Origin of the sequence: Mesorhizobium escarrei (genome assembly GCF_935825525.1) — a bacterium.
Classification (GTDB): Bacteria; Pseudomonadota; Alphaproteobacteria; order Rhizobiales; family Rhizobiaceae; genus Mesorhizobium; species Mesorhizobium escarrei.
In genome coordinates this window covers 22,004-46,786 of record NZ_CAKXZT010000144.1, presented here as the reverse complement: position 1 = coordinate 46,786, position 24,783 = coordinate 22,004, and the positions used below count along the sequence as shown (strand labels likewise).

At 60.1% G+C, this 24,783-nt stretch carries 21 protein-coding genes and 2 pseudogenes; 7 read left to right on the top strand and 16 right to left on the bottom strand.

All coding sequences use genetic code 11. The features are described from left to right. Nucleotides 1–760: 760 nt before the first annotated feature. Both NMG80_RS24405 and NMG80_RS24400 read right to left on the bottom strand, forming a co-directional pair. Entirely contained in the window at nucleotides 761–1,927 is a 1,167-nt protein-coding gene (locus NMG80_RS24405; protein WP_254020469.1) for an IS110 family RNA-guided transposase, read from the bottom strand. A 298-nt stretch (nucleotides 1,928–2,225) separates the two neighbouring features. Next, the gene (locus tag NMG80_RS24400; protein ID WP_254020468.1) at nucleotides 2,226–2,531 is read right to left on the bottom strand and encodes a hypothetical protein; all 306 of its coding nucleotides are present in this window, start codon (nucleotides 2,529–2,531) and stop codon (nucleotides 2,226–2,228) included. A gap of 44 nt (nucleotides 2,532–2,575) precedes the next feature. Between NMG80_RS24400 and NMG80_RS24395 the strand changes: the two genes are divergently transcribed. The 4 genes from NMG80_RS24395 (at nucleotide 2,576) to NMG80_RS24380 (ending at nucleotide 4,834) form a co-directional block, all read left to right on the top strand. Further along, nucleotides 2,576–2,971 (top strand): hypothetical protein, encoded by a 396-nt coding sequence (locus NMG80_RS24395; RefSeq protein WP_254020467.1) that lies wholly within the window; start codon nucleotides 2,576–2,578, stop codon nucleotides 2,969–2,971. A gap of 67 nt (nucleotides 2,972–3,038) precedes the next feature. Beyond that, on the top strand, nucleotides 3,039–3,224 hold the full coding sequence (locus NMG80_RS24390) for a hypothetical protein (RefSeq protein WP_095486901.1): 186 nt from the start codon (nucleotides 3,039–3,041) through the stop codon (nucleotides 3,222–3,224). Nucleotides 3,225–3,946: 722 nt separating this feature from the next. Further along, nucleotides 3,947–4,099 (top strand): hypothetical protein, encoded by a 153-nt coding sequence (locus NMG80_RS24385; RefSeq protein ID WP_254020466.1) that lies wholly within the window; start codon nucleotides 3,947–3,949, stop codon nucleotides 4,097–4,099. Nucleotides 4,100–4,270: 171 nt separating this feature from the next. Next, a complete protein-coding gene (locus tag NMG80_RS24380; protein WP_254020465.1) occupies nucleotides 4,271–4,834 on the top strand; it encodes a DNA-3-methyladenine glycosylase in 564 nt (187 codons plus the stop codon). Between the two features lie 927 nt (nucleotides 4,835–5,761). Here NMG80_RS24380 and NMG80_RS24375 read toward each other — a convergent pair. From NMG80_RS24375 to NMG80_RS24355, 5 genes and pseudogenes are all read right to left on the bottom strand, one after another. Next, nucleotides 5,762–7,993: a xanthine dehydrogenase family protein molybdopterin-binding subunit gene (locus tag NMG80_RS24375; RefSeq protein WP_254020464.1), complete on the bottom strand. Its 2,232-nt coding sequence runs from the start codon at nucleotides 7,991–7,993 to the stop codon at nucleotides 5,762–5,764. 18 nt (nucleotides 7,994–8,011) lie between these two features. Further along, nucleotides 8,012–9,016, bottom strand: a complete 1,005-nt coding sequence (locus tag NMG80_RS24370) for an FAD binding domain-containing protein (protein ID WP_254020463.1) — start codon at nucleotides 9,014–9,016, stop codon at nucleotides 8,012–8,014. A gap of 115 nt (nucleotides 9,017–9,131) precedes the next feature. Then, the gene (locus NMG80_RS24365; protein ID WP_254020462.1) at nucleotides 9,132–9,782 is read right to left on the bottom strand and encodes a (2Fe-2S)-binding protein; all 651 of its coding nucleotides are present in this window, start codon (nucleotides 9,780–9,782) and stop codon (nucleotides 9,132–9,134) included. A 250-nt stretch (nucleotides 9,783–10,032) separates the two neighbouring features. Next, nucleotides 10,033–10,185, bottom strand: a complete 153-nt coding sequence (locus NMG80_RS37425) for a heme-binding protein (RefSeq protein ID WP_254020461.1) — start codon at nucleotides 10,183–10,185, stop codon at nucleotides 10,033–10,035. 187 nt (nucleotides 10,186–10,372) lie between these two features. Continuing rightward, nucleotides 10,373–10,573 (bottom strand): annotated as a pseudogene (locus NMG80_RS24355) (integrase core domain-containing protein); the annotation flags it as partial. A 275-nt stretch (nucleotides 10,574–10,848) separates the two neighbouring features. Here NMG80_RS24355 and NMG80_RS24350 point away from each other — a divergent pair. Further along, nucleotides 10,849–11,280 carry a group I truncated hemoglobin gene (locus NMG80_RS24350; protein WP_254020460.1) on the top strand — a complete coding sequence of 144 codons (432 nt, stop codon included), beginning with the start codon at nucleotides 10,849–10,851 and terminating at the stop codon, nucleotides 11,278–11,280. A gap of 296 nt (nucleotides 11,281–11,576) precedes the next feature. Here the strand turns inward: NMG80_RS24350 and NMG80_RS24345 are convergent, their stop codons facing one another. Next, entirely contained in the window at nucleotides 11,577–12,959 is a 1,383-nt protein-coding gene (locus NMG80_RS24345) for an FAD-binding oxidoreductase (protein ID WP_254020459.1), read from the bottom strand. A gap of 330 nt (nucleotides 12,960–13,289) precedes the next feature. On the opposite strand from NMG80_RS24345, the gene NMG80_RS24340 reads away from it, so the two are divergent. Together NMG80_RS24340 and NMG80_RS24335 are read left to right on the top strand one after the other, a co-directional pair. After that, a complete protein-coding gene (locus NMG80_RS24340) occupies nucleotides 13,290–16,844 on the top strand; it encodes an adenylate/guanylate cyclase domain-containing protein (RefSeq protein WP_254020458.1) in 3,555 nt (1,184 codons plus the stop codon). 47 nt (nucleotides 16,845–16,891) lie between these two features. Next, the gene (locus NMG80_RS24335) at nucleotides 16,892–17,152 is read left to right on the top strand and encodes a DUF4242 domain-containing protein (protein ID WP_254020457.1); all 261 of its coding nucleotides are present in this window, start codon (nucleotides 16,892–16,894) and stop codon (nucleotides 17,150–17,152) included. Between the two features lie 570 nt (nucleotides 17,153–17,722). On the opposite strand, the gene NMG80_RS24330 is transcribed toward NMG80_RS24335, so the two are convergent. The 8 genes and pseudogenes from NMG80_RS24330 to NMG80_RS24295 all read right to left on the bottom strand — a co-directional run. Continuing rightward, entirely contained in the window at nucleotides 17,723–18,106 is a 384-nt protein-coding gene (locus NMG80_RS24330) for a type IV toxin-antitoxin system AbiEi family antitoxin domain-containing protein (protein WP_254020456.1), read from the bottom strand. A gap of 319 nt (nucleotides 18,107–18,425) precedes the next feature. Further along, entirely contained in the window at nucleotides 18,426–19,139 is a 714-nt protein-coding gene (locus tag NMG80_RS24325) for an SDR family oxidoreductase (RefSeq protein WP_254020455.1), read from the bottom strand. Between the two features lie 113 nt (nucleotides 19,140–19,252). Next, nucleotides 19,253–20,284, bottom strand: coding sequence for an alpha/beta fold hydrolase (locus NMG80_RS24320; protein WP_436798671.1), 1,032 nt, complete (start codon nucleotides 20,282–20,284; stop codon nucleotides 19,253–19,255). Nucleotides 20,285–20,313: 29 nt separating this feature from the next. Next, complete coding sequence (locus NMG80_RS24315) at nucleotides 20,314–21,432, bottom strand: thioredoxin family protein (RefSeq protein ID WP_254020454.1); 1,119 nt, start codon at nucleotides 21,430–21,432, stop codon at nucleotides 20,314–20,316. Between the two features lie 64 nt (nucleotides 21,433–21,496). After that, nucleotides 21,497–22,156: a VOC family protein gene (locus NMG80_RS24310; protein ID WP_254020453.1), complete on the bottom strand. Its 660-nt coding sequence runs from the start codon at nucleotides 22,154–22,156 to the stop codon at nucleotides 21,497–21,499. A 48-nt stretch (nucleotides 22,157–22,204) separates the two neighbouring features. Beyond that, nucleotides 22,205–23,485, bottom strand: coding sequence for an epoxide hydrolase family protein (locus NMG80_RS24305; RefSeq protein ID WP_254020452.1), 1,281 nt, complete (start codon nucleotides 23,483–23,485; stop codon nucleotides 22,205–22,207). After that, nucleotides 23,482–23,910: a DUF6130 family protein gene (locus NMG80_RS24300; protein ID WP_254020451.1), complete on the bottom strand. Its 429-nt coding sequence runs from the start codon at nucleotides 23,908–23,910 to the stop codon at nucleotides 23,482–23,484. The genes NMG80_RS24305 and NMG80_RS24300 overlap by 4 nt, the downstream gene beginning before the upstream one ends. Nucleotides 23,911–23,999: 89 nt before the next feature. Continuing rightward, nucleotides 24,000–24,747 (bottom strand): annotated as a pseudogene (locus tag NMG80_RS24295) (epoxide hydrolase); the annotation flags it as partial. Between the last annotated feature and the right edge of the window lie 36 nt (nucleotides 24,748–24,783).

Genomic DNA, 24,783 nt, shown 5'->3' with positions numbered 1-24,783 from the left:
GAAGATCGAGACGAAGCGTTGCAGACCGCCCGGCGATCGAAAACATTGAGGTGGGTGGCCTACCTTCTACTGACTGATTTTCGGCGGTATCGGCTGACCAGTGACACGGAGAGGCAGTACCGGATCGAGCTATCTTTAGCCTCTAGTACTTGATGACGGCCGTTTGGTTATCGTCCTCAGAATTGGGCGCGTTGCTGTTGCCACGACTCCGGCCACCACGCGTGCAACGCTGTGCTTGCCGCCGTCGGCTACAACTTGTATGGGGCGATGATTGTCAAGCTTGGTTCGTGGTTCGTTTCCTCATCTCCTGGTTCGGCCAACTGGCGACCCATCTCCTCGTCCCGACCTGCTTCGAACGGGCCGCCGCGCGCAGGGACGGTCAAGGGTGGGCCGCAGGCCCATCGCGCAGCGACTTGTCCTTGACGGTCACGAGCACCGGCGGCAGGCTTTGTCGGGGTCGGGTGAGCCCCCTTTCTTGCAGGGGGCCAAAAAGCCGACGATGGATTCCGAGGCGAGCTCGCCGAGCCAGGCGCGGAGGTCGCGCGGCAGACTTGTATGCGGTAGATCCCCCGTGGATCTGAACCATGATGCAGCATGCGCATCGGTGGCGAAGCTCCGGGGCGGCGGGCCCATTCTTCAGCACGGCCTGTCAAACACCATGTTGTAGCGCGGGTCACCGCCACCTCGGATCGTCATCGGCAGACCTTGCTAGATGCCCGCCAATAGGATTGTGCCTTGTTCTCCTCTTCCCATGTGGCTGTCACGCCGTACGCAGACTGACGCCCTGCGGCACCTCGCCGGTGGTGACGAGACACCACAGCGCGATCAAGAGCTTGCGCGCCAGCGCCACGATCATCGTCTTGCGCGTGGTCTTGCGGCCGTCGGCCGTGCGCGCCTGGAACCATCGGGTGAGGTCGCTGTCCTTCTGGAAGCTCAGAAACCGCCACGCCAGTTGGATCATGCCGCGCCGCACGCGGGCATTGCCGGAGCGTGCCAGCCCCTTCTCGCGCCGGCGTTGGCCGCTCTCGTCCGGCGACCCCGTCAGCCCGGCATAGCGCGCCACGGCGCGGCGATCGCGCAAGCCGCGCGACAGGATCTCGTGGACCAGCATGTCCGCCGTCTCGACGCCGATGCCGATGATCCGCGCGATGAGGCGAACCATCGCATACGGGCCGTTTTCCGCCGCCGGGACGGCCGAGAGCTTGCGCTCCCTTTCCTGTTCGATCGCGCGGATCTGCTGGCGCACCAGGTTGAGCCGCTCGAGGAAGCGGTGGACCTCGGCGCGGGTGTTGTGCGGCAGCGCCGTCCCTTCAGCCGTGCGGATATTCTCGAGCCTATCCGCCGCGCAGCGCAGGCTCAGCCGGAAGCTGTGGATGCCGAAGCGGGCGAGCACCGCCTTGATGCGGTTGATAAGCCGCGTCTGCTCGCCGACCAGGCTCTCCCGCTCGCGGCTCGGCCGTCGCGCGTCCTCCTCTTCGATGGTCGGGATCGCAGCCATGGAGCAATGACGTTTCTCGCCGCGCAGCCAGCCAAGAAAGGCACGCATCAACAGCTCGGTGTCGAGGCGATCGGTCTTGGCGCGGCGGTGCTCGCGCGACACCGCAACGCTGGCGGGATGGATGGCGTAGGCCTCGATGCCGTGCGCCCGCAAAAAGCGCGCCAACCAGAAGCCGTCGCCGGCCGCCTCATAGGCGACGGCGATCCGCTTGATCGCGTGCCCGGCCTGGCCGGCTTCGTCGCGCCAGCGCTGCAGCAGCTTCAACAGTGCTGGCGCGTCGGCATCGAGCTTCTTGAGCGGCTGGCGCTTGAGGCCCGGAACAAGCGCGGCAACCAGCCACTTCGCCTTGCTCATTTCGATGATGGTGATGATCGTGTTATTCTGCTCAAGAGCGGTAAGGGACCGGCTCGCGTCAAAAGATTGCGACATGGGGACGCTCCTTCTGCTGGATGTTCTTGGAGCGCCGAAGGATGCCACACCCTCGCCGCTCGCCCCATATCATCTTCAGCCTTCAGCCTCCTGCTCAACTGGCTGAGGCTTTTGTGTGCCTTCTTCCTGGCGCTGTTCGCCATCCCCGCAGCGACGATCCAGCCACGAACAGCCTAATCACCGCTCGGGACGATCCGACGGGCGGAGGCCTTTTTGCCAGCCCCGTCTTTCCGGCCCTGATCGCGACCGCCGTCAGCGAAATCGACGTTCTTCACAGCCGACTAATGAGAGAAGGAACTCAAGCACGCCATAAAAAGTACCAACGAGCGAGGGCGTACCCTGCCAAGCCCAACATTGAGAGCACATACAGAACCAGGGAAAACGGAACTACGGACGGTTGGCTGTCGAGGGCGGCGTCAGCTTTTTCCCATTCCTCAACCAGATTGCGATCCCGCCTGGCCTCCGTGACCGCCAAACTGTCCGCCCTAATTTTACCGTCGGTCTCTCTCGAAATTCTTTTCGCGATATCGGCTCGGATCACTGGATCGTCGGGCAGGTTGCCCGGAAACCCCTCAGGAAGATTGTCGCCATCGTTCTTGTCCATGGCGCCAACAATGGTTTCTGCCTCACTTATGTTCCAAGTTTCTAATGGAAAATTTGATCAAGACCCCGATCCCAAAGGCGCGGGAAGGGAAAGCGCGGCTGCCGGGGAACAACACAATCAACCTTCAACCAGCCACCCAGACCAGCAGTGCGACGCCGGTGGGCTTAAGGAACCAGAACAACCGCCACCGCGACCCAAAAGCCTGGATCTGCCAAAGCATTTCGCTGAGAAGTTGCTTCATGCCGGCGAAACGCGCACTTGCGCCCCTGGTGTTCCGTGCGAGTAATAAAGCCCGCGCCTCTGGCGGAGAGCGCGGGCCCGATCGGTGCATCTCCGATCTGCAGCCCATCGTTGGGAGGGAAACAAGATTGCTGCACTTCCCGAACTTTCATCTCAAGCACGTGTTCCAGAGAAAGCGAAAAATGCCTGGATACTTTTGAGCCATTGATCGCAACAAAAACCTTCCGCCGGCGTTCCGGTTCATTCCAAGGGCTGAAAAGGCTCACCATGGGCGAGGAAGAAAAGTCCGACCGCGACCGAATGACGGATTTCCAGGCGCAGTTCCTCGCCAAGGAAGCCGGAATAACTGAAGCTCAAGCGCGCGAGCTGATCGAGTTGATCGGGACCGATCGGGCATCACTACTTCGGGAAGCTCGGCTACTGAAAAGCCGGCTGAAGCCGCCTGACGCCTAGGAGCATTCCCATGCAATCCACATGGGTCAGTTTTGATTTAGAAGCCGCTCGATTGAATGAGAGTCGCGCGCGAGCAGATATCGATGATCTTCGCCAGACGATAAACGATACCCGCCGCCTAATACTGGCATCCCGTAAGCTGTTGGATCGCATTGCCGCAGACGATACGCTGAGCAAGTAATCAAGCGCCTAAAATCCCGCACCATATTCCACGCTCGACCTTTGCACATCGGCCGTCGAAATTGAACCCGGCGCGGCCTGCGGAGAGGACCGCATTTGATTGGAGGGGTGCTAGGAGCTACGACTTCTTGGTCTTCCAATTCCTGTTCGGTTTCGGTGCCGATGCAGTAGGAAGAGCAGTTTCGCCCTTCAGTCGTTGCTCCCGCAGCCGAGCTGTCTTTGCTTCTCGTGCCGCGCGCTCAATGTCTGTTAATGCCCGTGCAGCATCCGACGTGCGCTCCTGTCTGTCGTGCTTTTCTTTATCAGTTAAACCTTGCCTTTCCTGCATTGTTTATCCTCGATCTGACGGTACGGCGACTTTTGTTGGCGCCCGAACGATTGTCGCCAGATCGTGTTCCCCCCAGACAACAAAAAAGCCCGCCGCACCTTTCGGCACGGCGGGCGATCAGTCGTTTGCACAGGGTGGGCGGGGATCGTAAGAAAATCCTACGCGCGCCGGCTGCGCTGCGTCCACCAACCGGCAGTTGGAATGTTTCAACAGCTTGCCGTCATCCCGCATCGTTGCCGGCCGCAACCTGACGGTACTGGAAGTGATTGCGGATGTGCTCGCGGCAGCGGGCACGGTCTTCCGGGTCTCTCTTTTCTACGCCGGCAACGAACTTCAACCTTCCAATCACTTCGACCGCTTGGGCTAGGCGCTGTTGAATAGCCAATCGACCCTCATACATAGGCGATCAGAGCTATCCGAGTTCAGCAGGAAGCGCCGCGATGCTGATGATCGCGAGTTTGGCCTTGGTGGATTGGCCTTTTGCAGCCGGAGCGGGAATGTTCTTGTTCGCCCCACGTTTCGGCGCGGTCGAGATCTGGTGCAGGCGTTGATCACGAACCGCCAGTTCTTTGCCCGGGACGCCTGGGTTGTCGCTCGCGATATGATTGGCGCAACGCTTCTTGTGCACGGCGTGGGCGGGATCGTCGTCGAAACGGAAGCCTATCGCGCCGATGACCCAGCCTCACACAGTTTTGGTGGTCGGACTTCGCGAAACAGCGCAATGTTCGGCGCCCCAGGGAGCGCATACGTCTATCGCTGCTATGGTCTGCATTGGTGCCTGAATGCCGTCTGCCTTCCCGGTAGTGCTGTCCTTGTGCGCGCGATCGAACCGCAATCAAAGCTCGACGTGATGCGGGCCAATCGCGGCGTTGATGACCTTCGATTTCTTTGTTCGGGACCCGGTCGCCTTTGCCAGGCGCTTGCTGTCGATGCATCTTATGACGGGCTGCCATTGGACGAGATTCCGTTCCAGTTCAAGCTGCCGTCAGGAGCCCGAACCAGCTCCATCTTAACGGGACACCGGGTCGGCATCTCCAAGGCTGTCGATCTCGAGTGGCGGTTCGGACTGGCAGGCTCGTCGTACTTGAGCCGCAAGTTTTGAGTTGCCTCTGCACGAGTAATCGCCTGGGGGTGAGTTCGGTAATTAGCGATGTGCCGGCACCCCTACGCGATACCAGGTTGGCCCGCGATTTCGCCCAGCTTCGTGTGAATACCTTCATGCGCAGTCTCCGTCCTGCTCAGGTTCGGCGGATGGCAAGCGCGACATCGGCGGAGAACGGTGGCAAATCAAGGCTTCAGCCAGCCGTCCGAATTCGCTTGCCATTCCACCGTTTGCCTGCCGGCCGCCGTATCCTGGGCGATGACCGGTGCGGGGCGCAACACAAGCCGAGCGGGAGGAACCGACGACCATCCTAATTGAAACGGGGGCGTGACCGCACGGCGCCTCGATCAAGCGGAACGATACTAGCGACCGCGAGCGCGGCTAATTATGTTACTCAGCTGACTGGAGAAGGTTGGATATCAGGTCCTCTCCCTCTACCACTCAAATCTCCCACAATATTCTCCGCGGAGAGTTGGCAGCCTAGAAACCCCGCAGAACCGTGGGCTTTTGGCCGAAAGCTGTGGACCGCCAATGGTCGTGAATTGGCCTTGTTTGCTATCTGTCGGCCGGTATTCTCCAAAGCTAGGGAGTGCGCCTTTTTACTCCCCAGCTTCCTAGTATTGAAAAGACGACGTTTTTTCGACTCGAAGCTGGGGGCCGTTTGCAGCGAGGCAGCTAGGCGGAGAATACACAAAAACGCACCTGTGGCACCCGGCTCACAAGCGCGGTTAGTTAGTTCCGGTTCGCGCTAAGAGAGAACGCTACGCACCGATGTGCCGAACGTCTTGATTGCCCGGGTCGGGCGGGAACAGCCGGTCGAGTTGCTGCTCGCACCAGGCTCATGCCGGCCGACCCGCGGCAGGCCGCGCGCAGTGTTCGAACGTCGCGACCTGGTCGGGCTTGGTCAGTTGTCGGCTAGCCTCAGCCTCAGGTGTGAGCAAGCAAGTCTTCGATGTGTACCGGCAACTCGCGTACGCGAACGCCGGTAGCATGGTAAACGGCCGAGGTGATGGCCGAAGCGATACCAGCGTGGCCAATCTCACCAATACCCCGTGCCCCAAATTCGTTGAGCACCAGATCAGGGTAGTCAAGAAAGGTTACGTCAATCTCCGGAGAATCGGCGTGGGTCGCAACAATGTAATCCGCCAGGTTACTGTTGATCGGGGCCCCTTGCCGCGGGTCGTATGTCGTTTTTTCGAACAAGGCCATACCGACGCCCATGACTACGGATCCCTCGATCTGGTTGCGGGCGGGACGGCTATTCATAATACGTCCAGCGTCGATCACGGTCACGACGCGATTCACCCGCAACCTTGCAATCTCCGGCTGCCATGTCACCTCGGCGAACTGCGCGCCAAAGGAGTGCGTGGAGTATTTTCGGGGTGCCGTGCTGCCGAAAGTGCCTTCCGATTTGCCGCTGCCTGAAGCCGCATTGATATTGCTCTGCTTCAGAATGTCATGAAAGGCAACGCCCGTCTCCCCTCCCTTTTCTTTCAGGTAGACCTGTCCATTTTCAAAGTTAAGGGCATCGGTCTCCTGGCCGGAGAAGGGTGAGTTTTTCCCTTTTGTGGCAGCCGTCAAAACGACCTGCATTGCATTCTGCGCAGCCTGAGAGACCGCGGGAATCACCGAGGCGGTCGCCCAGGAACCACCCGATATGGGCCCGGGCGGCAAAGCCGTATCGCCGAGCACAACCTCTATTTTGTCGAGGGGAAGCCCGGTTTTCTCACTAACGATCTGCGCGAGAATGGTATAAGTGCCGGTGCCAATGTCCTGCGTTGCACAAGAAACGCGGGCCGTTCCATCGTTCCTGAGGTCCACGGTTGCTTCGGTGGAGACCCGTTCCGCTATCCAGGAGCAAGATGCCATGCCCCATCCGAGAGTAAGACCGTCCTTTTTCATGGATCCGACCTCAGGTGTTCTTTGCGACCACCCGAATTTTCGGGCGCCTATCGTGAGGCACTCGGACAAGTGACGTGAAGAGAACGGTAGATCGTTGCCTTCATCCTTCTCAGGTTCGTTGAGCAATCGCAATTCCACGGGATCCATTTTGAGCTTGATCGCCAACTCGTCCATCGCGGATTCGGTTGCGAATAAGCCTGGAACCGCGCCTGGGCCGCGCATGGAGGTGGGAGTGCCGATGTTGCGGCGGACGAGACCTGACGTGACCCTCAGGTTCGGGGTGCCGTACAGGTACGTCGTCGCTTCTCCGCAATTTTCCTTGTAGTCGTCAAGGATCGACGTGTGATTCAGATAGTCATGCTGGAGAGATGTGAGTCTGCCCTCGGCTGTCGCGCTCAAGCGCACACGCTGTTGCGTACGGGGCCGGTGGCCGACGTTTTGAAACATCATCTGACGGCTGACGACAAGCTTCACCGGCCGGTTGAGGTTGCGAGAAGCGGCTGCCGCTAATGCGGAATGCGGCCAGGGAAACAACTTGCCCCCAAAGCCGGAACCCAGAAAGCGCGAGATGACCCGAACATTTTCCTGGGGAACTCCGAGCATCTGCGCCAGCACTTCACGGTGATTGACGACGCCTTGGGACGTTTCATAGAGCGTGAAGGACTGGCCATCCCAAACCGCGACGCTTGCATGCAGCTCGATAGGATTGTGGGTTTCAACGGGCGTCCCGTAGGTTTCATCGTGCTTGATGGAGGCGCTGGCGAAGACCTCGTCCGGGGTCCCGCGGGAACTATCGACGCTCGGCTTCCCATCCGGATCGAGATGCGTTCTGGCGTCCGGCTTCTCCTCGGTGTAGACGACCTTGACGGCGGACGCAGCTGCCACTGCCTGCTCAAAGGTCTGGGCAATTACGACGGCGACATACTGACCGTAGTAACGAATGACATCATCTTCGAGAGGAGGCCTTCTTTCGTCCAGATAGGCCGAAAGCCCCGAGGCTGGAGCGCTTCGGAATAGCGGCCCGATATTTCCCTGATGATAGACCGCCTGGATACCCGGCATTTCCACGGCGACCGAGCTATCGAGACTGGCGATTCTGCCCTTCGCAATAGTGCTGCAGACGGGCACGGCATACAGCATGCCAGGAAAGTGGTGGTCTGAAGTATACATCGCGGCGCCGCTGACTTTGAGCGGTCCGTCGATGCGCGGCAGTGATCCTCCGACGGTTGCAGGAACGGTATTCCGGATGGTCGCCATCAATGTACTCCAAAGCTCCTACGCGGTTTCAGTCGCAAGCGTCAGCGCGTGGGCAAGACAGCGCTGGGCGAGCTCGATCTTGAACCCGTTTTCGCTTTGAGGACGGGCTTCACTTAGCGCCGCGACAGCAGCCTCGCGGAAGACCGATTGGTCTACTGTTCGACCTTCAAGCGCCTGCTCGGCTTCGCGTGAGCGCCAGGGCTTCGTGCCGACTCCACCCAGCGCAATGCGCACGCGGTTGAACTTGTTGTCGACGACATCCGCCACCACGGCTGCTGACGCCAGCGCAAACTCATAGGACGCGCGATCCCGCAGCTTGAGGTAGGCGTATTTCGTTCCATGCCTGGATGGGGGAAGCGTTACGTGCGTGATCAAGTCGCCTGGCTCGAGCACATTCTCACGTTGTGGCGTGCTGCCGGGGACAACGAAAAAGTCGTCGATCGGGATGTCGCGCTGGCCGTTTTTGTCCTGAACATGGATCGTAGCCTCAAGAGCGGTCAACGCGACATTCATGTCGGAAGGGTTTGTCGCAATGCAGTTCGAGCTCGTGCCCAGTATCGCAAGCGTACGGTTGTCTCCTTCGATAGCCGAGCAGCCGGAGCCCGGCTCACGCTTGTTGCAGGCCATCGCGGTATTGCGGAAGTAAACGCAACGAGTGCGTTGCAGCAGATTGCCGGCCGTCGTCGCCATATTGCGCAGCTGCGCCGAGGCTCCAGCAAGCAACGCCTGGGAGAGCACAGAATACTCGTTCTGGACTATTTCATGATGAGCCAGGTCGAAGTTGCGAACGAGCGCCCCGATCTTCAGCCGTCCGTCCGGCAGCTTTTCGACGTTATCAAGAGGCAGATGATTGATGTCGATCACCTGACTAGGGCGCTCGACGCTGAGCTTCATGAGATCGATCAAGGTCGTGCCGCCGGCAACAAATCGAACCTCGGCTCCTTGTTGCGCCGTGTTTGATTGTGATGCTGCTTGAATGGCATGCGATACGTCGCGTGCCTTGATAAATGCAAACGTGTCCATGACATGAACTCCGATCCAGAGCATGATCCGAAAAGTTGCAGACTTTTCGGACGAGATCATGCTTAAAATCAATAAGTTAGAGCCCCATTCCGATTCCAACGGAATGGAACGGGCTCTAGGCTCTCGGACGTATTTGTTGGATAGCCGCGACAATGTTTGGATAGGCTCCGCAACGGCAAATATTGCCACTCATCAGCTCTTTGACGTCGTCGTTGGTGGGACCGCAAGGTTCCTTCAACAGGGCCACTGCCGACATGATTTGCCCAGACGTGCAGTAACCGCATTGATAGCCATCGTGCTCCACGAATGAAGCTTGCATCGGATGAAGATTTCCGGGCTGTCCCAGCCCCTCTATGGTGGTAATTTCATCGTTCTCATGCATGGCGGCAAAGCTCAGGCAGGAGTTCACGCGCCGACCGTTGACGTGGACCGTACACGCTCCGCACTGGCCGTGGTCACAACCCTTCTTTGTGCCTGTCAGCAGCGCCGTTTCGCGCAGGCAATCCAGCAAGGTCGTGCGGGGATCGACCTGCAAGCTGAGCAACTTGCCGTTCACGCGCAATCTGACAGGAATGGTATCCGCAACCATCGCTTCATCCGTGTCCGAACTCTTCTCTGCGGACAAAGTCTCTGCCGAGGATATGAGGGGATACGTAGTTGCAGCGACCCCGCCCGCGCCTAACTGCAACAGGGCAGTACGGCGGCTCACGCGACCTGTGAAATGAGATTCTTTTTCATCTGCATCCAACTTCTTCTCATCAGCCATGGGATACCTCTAGCGATCTCTCCGTCTCTGGCGTTTGGCGACCGGCAGCCTCGTATTCAAATGCCGTTCGCCTCGTCTCGAGACTGTTGTTTTCCGGTTGTTCATGCCATGCGGGGGCTCATCAACGCAGCGAGGCTACTTGTAGAAGTGAGGCAGACGCTTTGCCGATCTTGCGGTGATTGGTGCTAATTTGCGCTAGTCGATGGCACTGGAGCGACTCAGTTCAGCCGCTCGAGCCAGCTGCCACATCTCAATCATGCGGGGGCGTGTTCGGAGATGGGCTCAGGGACGCTCCCGCGGTCCTCGCGATCTCGGTGTCGTTTTCACTGTTCGAGCCGGCGACGCCAACCGCGCCCACGACCTCGCCATCCACGACCACTGGCGTGCCGCCGCGCAGTGCCATGATCTTGGCGGTGACGCGAGGATAGAAGTGTCATCCTCGACGATGAAGACGATCGGCTCGTCGTCGCCGGCGACCCCCTCCTGTGTCGGCTCGCGCAGAGTCACGACCGGGCCTCTTGGTGCGACTGCAAGGCGAACTGAAACGTCGCACCCAGCCAGTGACGTAGCGTTTGCAGCCCGGCCATACGCCATTCGGCGATGGCGCTTCGGGCGTGATCTAGGCCGAAGAATAGGCTCTCGTTCAACAGCGCATCGTGCATCCGGCCGTTGAAGGATTCGACATAGCCGTTCTGCATCGGCTTGCCCGGCGCGATGTAGTGCCATTCGACGCGATGATCCTTCGACCAGGCGAGGATCGCGTTCGAGGTGAACTCCGTGCCGTGGTCGGAAGCGCCAGGAGCGGTCTTTCATGGTCCAGCCAATGAGTGTCCGCATCACCCTCGCAGGTGGCGCGGCGGCTTCCCGGTCTAGCGGCACACCGCGCGGTAAATCACTGGAAATCGAAGGGAGGCTTTGCGTTTCGCCGCCTATACGGCCTGATCGCGAAATTGGCATAGCTGGAGCAAGCTTTTACGTGTAGAATTTGTAGGGCGTTGAAGGGACTAGACGCTGCAATCTTCCCCAGCGCCTCTCGCGCGCTGCCTGGCAAAGGGAGGAAGTCGCCATGAGATCAATCGCCAAGGAGTTTTTGCTTGCAGCGGCGGTAGTGATTGGTGTCACGCTCGCGGCGGGCGCGCAGCAGAAGAGCCTTTATGAGCGCCTAGGCGGACAGCCGGCGATTACCGCAGTCGTGGACAGGTTCGTCGCTAATCTCGCCGCTGACAAGCGCATCAACACCTTTTTCGCCAACTCCGATATTCCGGCCTTCAAGAGCAAGCTGGTCGATCAAGTCTGTCAGGCCTCGGGCGGACCCTGCACTTACACCGGCAAGGACATGAAAGCCGCTCACCAAGGCTTGGGGATTACGGAGGCGGACTTTAACGCCCTGGTTGAAGACCTCACCGCGGCGCTCGATCACTTCAAGGTGCCAAAGCAGGAAAAAGACGAGTTGCTCGGTCTTTTGGCTCCGATGAAAAGCGACATTGTCGAGGGGTAGGACTTATCCGCTACACGCTGCCGGATGGGTCAGGTCTTCCCGTACGACGCCTTCGATGGAAGGGTCCGCAAGGGGTCGACTCCGGTGGTTACGCGAAAGTCTGCTTTGGTGAAGGTTTTTCGATGCGGGCCGCGGCACGAGGGTTGGGGCTGGATCGACATCGGCCCGCGTTGAAAAACCTTCACCTTCTCGGACCTTCTGCCGAAGAAATCAAAGGCCAAGTCCTGACCCGCAAACCAGAACTTTATGCCCCGCGGTATTGCTGCGCGTGAAGGCGTCGACGTGCCCCGGGGGCGTCAGGCCGCTGGGCGGATGTTCTGGTTCACCCGGAACAGGTTGCTCGGGTCGTATTTCTTCTTCAGCTTGCCGAGGCGTTTGTAATTGCCGCCGTAGGTCGCCTTGAGGCGTGTCTCACCTTCGTCGTCCATCATGAAGTTCGGGTAAGCGCCGCCGAGATCGAACGGGTGAACCGCCTCCCAATAGTTCTTTGCCCATTTCTTCAGAGCCGGCGCCTGGCTCGGATCGGAGCCGACTCCAGCGATCACCATCGACCAGGTGGCATCGCGGCAGTTCCATGCCGTTTCGTCTCCCGCCCTGCGATGAACGGCGCCATCGATCGGATAGAGATGCATGCAGGAAGCTTCGCTGGGCACCATCGCAGCCTGCTGGATGTGGGTCTCGATCGCGGCGTCGGGCAGCGTCTTCACGAAGTCGCCCTTCCAGTACCACTGCAAGCCTTTCGGATACAGCCCGTCGAACATGCCCTGCAGCGCCATGTAAGGGATCGGGCCCGCAAAATCGATGATCGGCTTGGGAAGTGCCGCGCGGACTGTGTTGACAGCCTTCTCGCCCTCCGCCCCCGCTCCGTTGTGCGACACGACGAGGACGCAGATCTTCTTGCCCCAATGGCCCTTCGGGAACGGATCGCCGGACGGAACCGTTTGCAGCCCGAGGAAGACGTAGAACTCATCCGGCGCGGTTGCCTGAAAGTCACGGTACCACCGCATGATCCTGGCCGCGTCTTCCAGCTCCCAGAAGATCGGCCCGCCATAGACCGTGCTTGCGGGGTGCGCCTCAAAAAGGAAACTGGTGACGACGCCAAAATTTCCACCGCCGCCGCGCAGTCCCCATAGGAGATCCGGGCTGTTCGTCTTGTTCGCGATAACAAACGTGCCGTCCGGCAGAACCACATCAGCCTCGATCAGATTATCGATGGCGAGCCCGTATTGGCGGCTAAGATAGCCATGGCCGCCGCTGAGAGTGAGGCCGGCAACCCCCGTTGTCGAGACAATGCCGAAAGGGATTGCAAGACCGAAGGCATGGGTGGCGTGGTCAACTTCACCCGTCACGCAGCCGGCCCCTACACGCACGGTCCGGTTTGCCGGATCGACGCGCACGCCCTTCATCATCGACAGATCGATGACGAGGCCGTCGTCGACGCTGCCGAATCCGGGTCCGTTATGGCCGCCGCCGCGGATGGCGATGGCAAGATTGCTGTCGCGGCCGAAGTTAACGGCTGCAATCACATCGCCGACATCTACACAGCGTGCGATCAACAGCGGCCGCTTGTCGATCATACCATTGTAAAGCTTGCGGACTTCATCGTAGTCGACATGATCGCGAGCAATTAGGGTACCACGGAGACTCTGCGCGAACTTCCCGATTTCCTCGTCATTCATCGCACCCTCCCGAGAAGCACGGCCTGAGGAAATCCGAGTTTCGGACCAATCAGGCGTGTTCCAGCTTCGTCTCCCAATCCGCTATCAGCCAAAATCTTGGCCGCACTGGTGGCCTTCGAATTGCTCTCATCTTGCTCCGAAAATGCGCCCGGTCCAAGTGCAATTTGATTGTGCAGCACCTGCGTTGACGCGGACCCTCCCAGGCTGATGCTACCTTGATGAGTTGAGAAATGGGCCCGACTCGGATCGCACCGCGCTTCCGATCTGCAACATGGTGCGGCGACGATGTTGGCGCTATTATCAGAATTGCAATGCGGGTCACCACGCGCCATGCAGACGATTGAGGATTGGCTGAGCCAGCTCGGCCTTGGCAAATACACGGAGACGTTCGTCCGGAACGACGTCGACTTTCGAGCGCTTCCGCATATCACGCAAGCCGACCTGCAGGAACTTGGTGTCTCGCTTGGGCACCGGAAAATCATGTTGGCCGCAATCAACGGACTTGCGCAGCCTAATCTCCATGGACCCCCTCAGGTTTCGCCTCCACTCGAGGAGTCCGAGACTCAGACCACCGAAGCCCCGCAGGAACCGACTGCTGACCGCCGGCTTCTCAGTGTGCTCTTCTGTGACTTAGTCGGCTCGACGGCACTATCGGCGCGGCTCGATCCGGAAGACATGCACGAACTGACGCGCCGTTATCAGGATAGCGTCGCGGGCGCGATCACGCGCTTTGGCGGCTATGTCGCCAAGTACCTCGGAGACGGCGTGCTTGCGTATTTCGGATGGCCCATGGCCTACGAGGATCATGCCGAGCGTTCCATTCGGGCAGGCCTCCAGGCGCTCGCTGCAGTCGAGGCCTTTCAGTCGCCGGACGGCGAGCAACTAAAGGCGCGTATCGGCATCGCATCGGGGCACGTGGTCGTCGGCGATATTGCCGGCAGCAGCGCGAACGAACGCGCCTCGATCGCAGGGGACACTCCCAATCTCGCAGCTCGCCTGCAGGGCACTGCCGAACCTGGCCAGATCGTGGTGGCTGACAGCACCCGCCGGCTCGCCGGGCAGTCCTTCGAAATTGAGAGCCTCGGTACGCAGGAGTTGAAAGGCTTCAAATCACCCGTTGCCCTGTTCGCGGTCCGAGGCGAACGAGAGGTGGAAAGCCGTTTCGATGCCGCGCACGCCAGCGCGCTGTCGAAATTCGTCGGCCGAACCAGCGAAATCGGCATACTGCTCGAGCGCTGGGAACTGGCAAAGAGCGGCCAGGGCCAAGCGGTCTTCGTGTCGGGAGAGGCGGGGATCGGAAAATCGCGCCTCGTCGATACGCTCGAGGAACGGCTGCATGAGAACCAGTATGAACTTATCCGGTTGCAGTGTTCGCCCTATCACACCACCTCGGCCTTCTATCCTATCATCCAGCGCCTAAGCCGGCTCGCGGGCTTTTCCCCGGCCGACGATCAAGCCATGCGCGCCGAGAAATTCCGCACGATTCTTCAGCGCTACGGGGAAAATCCCTCGGATGTCGGATCGATCTATGCCGAGCTCCTCTCGCTCGACGTCGGCGACGAATACCAGTCGCTCGACCTCTCCGCCCCGCAGCGCAAGGAACTCATCGTCCGCACGTTGGCGAACCGGTTGCTGCTCGCGGCGAAGATCGCGCCGGTGCTCTTTGTCGTTGAGGATGCGCACTGGATCGATCCGTCGACCAGTGAAGTGCTGCAAGAGGTTGTGAGCCGCGTGCATGGCGCGGCCATACTTGTCGTTGTGACGCACCGGCCGGAATGGACCGCGAGCTGGGCAACTGGACTGGCGCAAGTGACGACGCTCGCTATCGGGCGTCTGACGAAGCAGCAGATGCGCGAGCTGATCGAATCGATGCTCGCCGATGTGCCGGATCAGCTTGCCGATAAGATCGCGGATCGAACGGACGGCGTGCCGCTGTTCGTGGAAGAGCTCACGCGCTCGATCCTGGAGAGCGGAAAGGTGGCTTCGCTCAACGTCGAGATCCCGGATAGTCTGCAGGGCTCCCTCATGGCCCGGCTCGATCGTTTGACAGCCGCAGCCAAGGAGGTGGCGCAAATTGCCTCTGTGATCGGCAGGGAATTCGATCGTGGCCTTCTTTCGAAGGTCACCGGTCTCGACGACCGGGCTCTCGACGACGCGCTGCACCAACTCATGTCCACCCAGCTCGTCGTGGTCGGCGGCGTGGTACGGGACGCGCTCGTTTTTCGCCATGCGCTCATCCAGGATACGGCGTATCAGTCGCTCCTCAGCCGGCGCCGCCGGCATTATCACGAAGCCATAGCCAAGACCCTCGTCGACGCATACCCCGATCTCGCCGTTACACAGCCCGAGCTCATCGCCCAGCACTACGTCATGGCACAGCAAAACGAGCTTGCATTCCCCTACTGGATGAAGGCCGGCGAACGCGCGCTTGGACGATCAGCCAACTACGAGGCGGTCGATCATTTTGAGAACGCTCTCGCTTTCGCGGAGCACCTGCCGGAAGGTCCAGCCCGGCAAAAGGAACTGCTCGAGGCGACTCTAAAGCTTGGCGAGGCACTGAGCGCTGCAGGCCGCTTGTCGGAGGCAGTAGCAAAATACAAGCTGACCGCGCAATTGGCCCGCGAAGCCGGCGATACAAAAGCCTTCATCCGCTGTGCGCTCGGTTTTGACGGCGCCCAGTTCCTTTCCGCGAAGCCGCTAGGCGAATCGCTCCAGCTTCTCACGGAAGCAATGGGCAAGATCGATCCCAACGATCAGAGGACGCGGTGCCAGCTTCTCTGCCGGCTTGCCCGCGCATATTTGTTCCTCGGCGACAGTAAGCACAGCGCCAAATGCCATAAGGAAGGTGTCAATCTGGCCCGGCGGCTTGGTGACAAGGCTTCACTTTTCGATCTTTTTGTCCTGCCATTCGTGACTCCCACGACAGTTAGGTCTGCTGCGGAGGTGAACGATCGGACTACTCGCTTGGATGAACTAACGCGCCTCTCAGGCGGCATCAACGACGACGACCTGCGAGGCCGAGCCCTTGCAATCGACGTCTACGTCTCCACCGAGCTGGGCAATCGCGCGCGTGCCGATCGAGCGGTTGACGGGTTGGAGGAACTTGGGATGCTACGCCAGCGTCTCAACATCTCGTGGCTCGCCAGGCATGCCCAGGCTATGATGGCCATTCTCGATGGACGATTCACTACCGCGGAGACACTTGCTAGAGAGGCGCTTAACTTGGGCAGACAGACGCATGGCGCTGAAGTCGATGGCGTCTATGGCATGCAGATGTTCGCAATCCGGCGCGAGCAGAGCCGCCTCTCGGAAGTCGCACCGGTCATGAAGCATCTCATCGAAGAGAATCCCGACGAAACCACCTGGTTGCCAGGTTTTGCTTTGATCGCGGCCGATTTGGGCTATCGGGATGCAGCGCAGCGCAGATTAAATGAGCTGGCGCGCAATGGTTTCGAAATGCCTCTGGATGCGAAACGCAGCGCATCCCTCTCGTTCCTATCGGAAGTCGCAATCAGTCTTGGCGATACAAAGGCGGCACAAAGGATCTACGACCTAATGCTCGCCTACAAGGACATGACCATCACGGCAGGTGTCGCAACCGTCTGCTTTGGCGCGGCGAGCCGCTATCTGGGAATGTTGTCTGGCGAGCTGGGCGACTTTGAAAGGGCCGCGGAGCATTTTGAGCACGCGCTTGAGATGAACGCAGCAAGCGGGGCACGACCTTGGCTCGCGCATACACAAGCTGTATATGCAGATATGCTCCTGAAAGTTGGTAGCAAAAAAGCCATCGAGAGAGCAATGTCGCTGTCGGAGCAAGCCTCGGCAATTGCGGCCGAACTCGATATGGTCCGCTTGAAGAAAAAAATGCAGCAGACCCTGCATTAGGCCTAGCTCATGCTTTGCGGCGTCAAAATAATTGGGAGGAGCCTCTCATGCCACGCTACGTTATCGAACGAACTTTTGCAGAACGGCTCGACCTCACGAAGGAGGGAATTGAAAACGTCAATCTGATCAATGATCAGGAAGGCGTCCAGTGGATCTTCTCCTTTCTCAGCGCCGATAAGAAAAAGACCTATTGCCTTTACGAGGCGCCTAATCCGGAAGCTATTCGGGCCGCGGCGCGAAGAAACAATATCCCCGCTGATGTGATCATTGAAATTAGCGGGGAGATCGGGCCGAATATGTTCGCGTAGTCATTCGTCGGCCCAGCGAAATGCTGTATTCCCAGATTTCTCCGCACTCCGGCGCACGCTGGAGAACGTGGTTGCTCGCAACGTAGACGTGCGCCAAGCTCGCCTGTTTCGTGCGCCTGGCACCGAAGCTGCGCGCTTACTGTCTGATCTGCGACGCTGCCGACATCAGCTCCGGCGCGGTCGGTGCGCCGAACACATAGCGGCCGCCGCTTTCGAGGTTCTCAGTGAAGGTCCAGCGCACGGCGCTGCCGACGGGCTGCGCCCGTGATCACCTCGTCCGCTGATAGTCCTTCGACATAAGCCTATCCTGAAGGAAATCTTGAGTCTTTCCGCCGACGCCAGGTGTCCGGTCAAAATAGCGGGCAGTTCACCGTCACACCGAGGAGACGCGGCCGTTGTTCCGGCCGGGCGTCAGCTTTTTTAGACAAGGGCTGCCATTCTCCCAGCTAGGGCTGAAGGTCAACTTCTGGCGCTACTTGCCCGTTCCAGAGCACAAGCCCGCCTCTTCTGCGCCAGCGTACCTGATCCTTCTCCGGCTCTGTGCCCTCAAGAGCCGTACTTATCGTGCCATCAAGCCGCTTTGGGAACGGCCGCACGATAGCGGCCGTAACCCACCTTCACGAGCAACCCTTCCTCACATATGCGGGCGAGGTAGCAACGAGGAACGCCGATGTCCGTCAGGTCCTTTGTCCTGACTTCGCCCTTCTCAAGAGCGAGCCGGACGGCGCGTTCCCTCAATGTCGGCTTCGGACCACCGTCTAATCGGATGCGCTCGGCACGCTCGCGGTCGCGCTTGCGAATCTTGAAAGTGGGCTGTGGCGTAGTTTCGAAGGGGATCGGCAGCTCGTAGTTCGCAGTTTCGTTCAGCCCGGGGAGCCAACGCCCTAATCCACGCCAGGGCGCGATATTGCGCGCAAGCGTGCGATTTTTTCCCTGCGCTTCGATCCGCTTCACTTCTGTTGGAATGGCCGGCAAAACAGCGGAGAGGCCGATCGAGGTCAGCGGTAAGTTAGCCTAGCGCCCTGCCCTCGCCTAGGCCCGCAAGGCTCTCATCGTAGATTCGGCGGCGGCATCGTGAAAAGACATGCACACGGCGGGATTGCGCGAAACGAGCCACTACAAAGATTCGGCCGGCGAAACCTTCCAGCTCGAGAACCGGAAGAATTGACCCCTTGCGGACATTGAGCAGGAACGAACAATGACTGCTTTCAGCACGGGCGGTCGTCAATGACTGACCGGCCGGACGACTGGAAGCCAATCACAGCTATGCCATTCAGCCAAGTGGTGGCGGGTCGAGGTAGATTGGCTGTTCATTGGAGAGGCTTCGCTTAACCTCTTTGGTGAAATCATCAGCAAGCACCTCTTCCTTGTTAGCCTCAAGGCCGATCAAGGCGGCTTCCGCAGCCTGCTGCGGACTGATTTTCTTCATGTCGAATCCATGGGTCATGTCCGTATCCATGAAGCTCAAATGCAGACCGAGCACTGCCGTCTTCTGGCCGCGGAGTTCGATACGCAAGGCGTTTGTGAAGCTCCAGGCCGCGGATTTCGAAGCCGAATATGCGGCAAGCATCGGCCGGGCATACCAGGTCGCGTCGGACAACACATTGATGATCGCTCCGCCGCCGTTCCTGGCAAGGATCGGAGCAAACGCCTGGCTGACGGCGATCGTTCCGAAATAGTTTGTCTCGATGATCTCCCGCGCTGCCTCGATCATACTCGGGTCAAGAGTGCTGCTGGTCAGGCGGGCAATGCCAGCGTTGTTGATCAGCAAGGTTGTATCGCCGCATTGGTTCGCGGCTTCGGCTATTGAGGCGTGATCGGTTACATCCAGTCCGACCTGTATAATGCCCGGCCTGCTCTCATCAGTGGGTTTGCGCACACCGGCATAGATCTTTCTTGCGCCGCGTTGAAAGGCTTGCTCAGCAAAGGCCAAACCCAGCCCGCGATTTGCGCCCGTTATGAACAGTACGGAGTCTTGGATAATCATATTCGTCCTCTCTGGCGGGCTAGTTCCAATCGGCCAAAAGCCGTTCAAAGTCCGGCGTAACTGGGAAGTAGTTCTCTTCTTCGTGTCCATTGCCAGCGGCGCCCATAGGCCGATCAATGACCGTCGGCTTCGACGACAGCTTTGGCGAAGGCTTGGGGAGCTTCCTGCGGTAAATTGTGCCCGATGCCGCCGTCGATCGTCCGGTGCTCATACTTGCCGGAGAATTTCATGGCGTAGGCGCTCGGATCCGGATGTGGCGCGCCGTTGGCATCACCCTCAAGCGTGATGGTAGGCACGGTGATGACGGGAAACTCGGCAAGCCGCTTTTCGAGATCGTCATACTTCGGCTCGCCTTCGGCCAAGCCGAGCCTCCAGCGATAGTTGTGGATCACGATCGCGACATGATCCGGATTGTCGAAGGCCGCCGCGCTGCGGTCAAAAGTCGCGTTGTCGAAAGCCCATTTCGGCGAAGCGATCTGCCAGATGAGTCTTGCGAAATCGCGCGTGTATTTCTCGTAGCCGGCCTGGCCGCGCTCGGTAGCGAAATAGTACTGGTACCACCATTGCAGTTCCGCCTTCGGCGGCAGCGGCATCTTGCTGGCCTCCTGGCTACCGATCAGATAGCCGCTCACAGAAACCAGAGCCTTACAGCGCTCCGGCCACAGCGCCGCGACAATGCAGGCTGTTCGAGCGCCCCAGTCGCAACCGCCGATGGTAGCCTTGTCGATCTTGAGAGCATCCATCAAGGCGATAATGTCGAGCGCGATCGCCGACTGCTGGCCGTTTCGGACCGCGCTTGAAAGAAAGCGCGTCGTGCCATAACCGCGCAGATACGGCACGATCACGCGGTATCCCTTCGACGCAAGCAAGGGCGCGACATCGACATAGGTGTGGATGTCGTATGGCCATCCGTGCAGCAGGATAACCGGGGGGCCGCCGGCAGGTCCTATATCGGCGTAGCCGACGCTCAGCACGCCGGCGTCGATCTGATTCAATGGCCCGAAAGATGTTGCTGGCTCTTTGGTTGCCTGTGCTGCTGCCGGAGCGATCAGCCCGAGCCGGGTGGCTGCGACAGCCATCGCGGCGGTGCCTAAGAACCGGCGGCGATCTTGGTCGATCTCATCCGGGATTTTGAGCGAATGCATTTGGGAAACCTCTATCGTTGCGCAGGCGATCAGCCGAACGTGAATGCGAAGACCTCCACATCCGAGTCGAGAAACTCGATCTCGAACTGGCGATCGACGATGGGTTTCGGTTGGCGGATCAGTTGGTACAGGCGCTGCTCAGTCACTACGCCTTCGCCTTTTTCGTCCACGTCGATTCCGTGAACGGTGGCTGGCGGCTTTCCGTCGATCAGCACTCGAAATCTCACGGAAGTTCCCGTCGCTGCCGGCCCCATGACGAGATGAAGATCGCGGGCGTGAAATCGATACGCGATGCGGCCATTGGGCTTGTTCAGTACGGCGGTTTCCTTCCTTGCCGTCCAACTGCCAGACAGCCCCCACTCGTTCAGGCTCAATCGAGCTGGCACTTCGTAGATGCGCGGCTCGCCCAAGACCAGTTTCCCGCCGGACGCAAGGTTCTGGGTGCGATCATACCCAAGATAATTTTCTGGAGACTTGAGGCTGTCCCAATCGGCCGCCACTTCTATGCCGCGAGCGTGCACCGACACCAACTCACGGTCGAACCCGACGGCTCCAGCCTCGGCGAGCAATTCCTGGATGATCTTTTCCGATTGTTCGTATGATCCCTCGCCAAAATGATGATGTCGAACATGCCCTTGTGAATCGATGAAATACAGCGCTGGCCAATACTGGTTGTTAAAGGCCCGCCATATGGCATGATCGCTGTCGACGGCGATCGGATAATCGACTCCCAAATCCTTCGCGGCGCGACGTACGTTGTTCAGGTCTTTCTCAAACGAGAACTCCGGTGAATGGACGCCGATCACCACCAAACCTTGATCGCGGTACTTCTCTTCCCAGGCTCGGACATAGGGCAGTGTGCGCAGCCAGTTGATGCAGGTATAGGTCCAGAAATCGATAAGGACGACCTTGCCGCGCAAAGCCGATGCCGTCAGGGGCGGTGAATTGATCCACTCGTCCGCACGCTCGAGAGAAGCAAGCTCGGAATGACCCGCAACAGCCCCGGCGGAAAGCCCGTGAAGGAACGGTACCTTTGCCTGTGAGGTTATCGGCGCCGTCATATTCGTATCTCCTAGAACGCCTGCAATCGATGCGCCGATTGCTGTCGCGAGTGCCGCGGCTACCAACAGCCTGTTCGTTTTCATCATGACCCTCTGGGTATGATCGAAATTGGCGCGCGCACAGGAGCGGGCACAACGCGCGCCGAATTTCTCAAAGTGGCAGCGGCTTGTCGGTTTGCTCCGCTACCATGTACTCGGCGTACCAGGCGGGCCAGTTCTCGTCGCGCTGGCCGCCGTTGCGCTTCTCGTGCTCGCCGTGGGCTAACGCCGCACGCCACATTGCGGCCGCAAGGTCCGGCGCGGATGTGTAGATCGTCGTGTTGGCATCGACCCGGCCGGGAAGCCGGGTGGTGACCTCCTGCAGCAGCCACTCGTTGCCGTCTGGATCCTTGAAGGTCGCGTAGGAGGAATAGCTCTGCCGCTCCGGATGCCTGCCGCTGACCGCCGGCTTGCCCGGACCGGCGCGGTGGAACACTTCGCTCACCTCGACGCCGTGGCCAATGAGTTCGGCGCGCGCGGCGTCAATGTCCGACACGACGAGGAAAAGCCCGCTTGCGGAGCCGGGTGCGGCCGGCGTGATGCCGGTGCCGAAATGGATCGAGGCCGGCGAGCCCGGAGGCGTGAACTGCATCGCCCGGAACGTGTCGCCGACGACGAAGTCGGCGTCGAGCCTCCAGCCCAGGCCTTCGTAGAACTGCTTGGAGCGTGCGGCGTCCGAAACGGGGATGACGACGGCCTCGAGCTTCATGTCGAGGGGGCGGGATTTCCGAGTCTCGCCTTCGGTTTTGCTGTGAGTATCGGCGATGTTCATGTCTATCTCCTCTGGTTGAATCTTCTGCGAGTTGAACGCATCCGCGCGTCAGAAATCTTGTCGGAGCGGTCGGAACGCTGCACGCAACTCGGCGGAAAACAGTTCGGGCTGCTCCCAGGCGGCGAAGTGGCCGCCCTTGTCGACCTCATGAAAGTAAATCAGGTTTGGATAGGCGCGCCGGGCCCATGTCTCCGGCGCGCGATAGCTCTCCCCCGGGAACACCGTGATGGCCACCGGCAGCGCGATGTCGTTGGTCTTCTCCGGCCCGGCGAAAGCAGGACTGCGTCCGCCTCCGTACTCCCAGTAAATTCGTCCCGATGAGGTGGCGGTGTCTGTCAGCCAGTACAGAGTGATGTCGTCCAGCACCTCGTCCGGGGATTTTTCGGGATCGCTGGCGTCGTATGTCCAGTTCGAGAAGCCAGGGTGCCCGAGCATCCACGCAGCAAGGCCGGCGGGGGAGTCATTGATGGCGTAACCGACCGTCTGCGGCCGCGTGCCCATCACCTGGGCGTAGGACCTGTTGCCCATTTTGGCGGCGGTGCTGAAGGCGTCGAATGCCGCGCGCTCTTGCTCGGTCAGCCCCGCCGGCGCTGGCCCGCCGGCAGCGAGCACCGCGGCAATTTCGGGCGGCACGATCGCCGGCAGGTTGACGTGGATGCCGAGCAGACCTGCCGGCGCCAGGCGGCCCATCGCGTTCGAGACAGGAGAACCCCAGTCGCCGCCTTGGGCGACGTAGCTTGTGTAGCCGAGGCGCTTCATCAGCTCCGCCCAGGTTCGCGCGATGCGGTCGGTGCCCCAGCCGGTGACCGTCGGCTTGCCGGAGAAGCCGAAGCCCGGCAACGACGGCAGGACGAGGTCGAAGGCGTCCTCTGCTGGTCCACCGTGAGCCGTGGGATCCGTAAGCGGACCGACGGTCTTGAGAAGCTCAAGCACCGAGCCGGGCCAGCCATGTGTCACGATCAGCGGCAGGGCGTTCGGGTGACGCGAGCGGACGTGAATGAAGTGAATGTCCACGCCATCGATCGTTGTCATGAATTGAGGCAGGGCGTTGAGCTTGGCCTCGGCCTTCCGCCAGTCGTAGCCAGCGCCCCAGTGTTCGATGAGCGGCCGGAGCTTGGCGAGCGGTATGCCCTGCGATTGGTCATCGACCGTCTCGCGATCCGGCCACCGTGTTTCCGCTATGCGCCGGCGAAGGTCGTCTAGCGCCGCTTGCCGGATGCTGACGGTGAAGGGGCGGATCGAGCGATCTTCGGCCGCATTGGCGTGGCTCAGGGCAGAAAAGATGCAAAGCCCGAATGCCAGTACGGTCGCCAACTTGTGGAGCTTCATGGCTGAATCTCCTTGCCCGGCGAGTGGAACGTCACCGTTTGCTTGGTGAAGACGTTACCTTCGGCGTCCACCACTTCGATCAGGACCTTGTGCTGACCGCGTGGCATGCCCACCAGGATGATGGTGTCGCTCTGACCGTAATCCGCCCACGCCCAGGGCAGGTCGTCGACGGTGAGGTGCAGGTGCCCGACCCGCGGAGACACGTTGCGCGCGGCCGGCCCACCGACAGGCAGGATGCGCAGGTTCTCCACCCGGTACGGGATGAACACCACGCCGCCGGCCAGCGGACCGGGAAGCGGCGGCTCCACGATCAGTCTGGGCGCGGGCTCGTTGTCGATGGGCACGACCGTGCTCTGGGCGAACGCACCCGTGGCGAACACGGTGCAAGCCGCGAGTGCGGTGAGCGTCTGGATGAGGAGGTTCATTGCATTCTCTCCTTTTGGAGATGCGCTACGGAGTAATCGCCAGGCGGAGAGTGACGCGCACGTCCGGCGCGGCATCCCCGCTCAACACTTCACGCCGTCCGCAACGTCTTGAACGATGCGCGCACGTCGTCGGTGAAGTACTTCGGCTGTTCCCATGCCGCGAAGTGGCAGCCCTTGGGCGGGTGGCCGTAATGCAGGAGCTTCGGGAACGCGCGTTCGGTCCAGCTCTTCGGCGCCGTGTAGATCTCGCTGGGGTTCGCGCTCACGCCGACGGGATTGGTGATGCCTTTGGCGTCGAAGAAGCCCGCCTTCGCCGTTTGCCGGTGTTCCCGACGAGATGGCCGTGTTGGTCAGCCAATAGAGCGTGATGTTGTCGAGGATGTCGTCGCGGGTAAGGCCCTCCGGCTCCCCATCGAAGGAGCGGGCGATCAGTGCATAACTGTCCGCGTCGTGATCGAGAATCCATGACGCCAGGCCGGCGGGTGAATCAACGAGCCCGGAAAGCGTCTGCGGACGAAGCGCCATCTCGTTGGCATAGCCCAGGCCGAACTTGTAGAAGAAAGCGACCTGCTCGTAGGCGCGGTTTTCGTCGGGCCCGAGATCGGCGGGAGGCGGACTGCCGGCGGCAAGCGCCTTCACAATTTCGGGCGGAATGGTCGCCGGCATGTTGGTGTGGATGGCAATCAGCTCGGGAGGCGCCATCAGAGCCATCTGTTCAGTGATGAGAGCCCCCCAGTCGCCGCCCTGTGCAACAAACCGGTTATAGCCGAGGCGCTTCATCAGCACGGTCCACGCTTTCGCTATGCGAATCGGATCCCAACCGGGTTCGGTCGGTTTGGCGACCGTGGCTGCGACTGCGTCGCCGGTTACCAG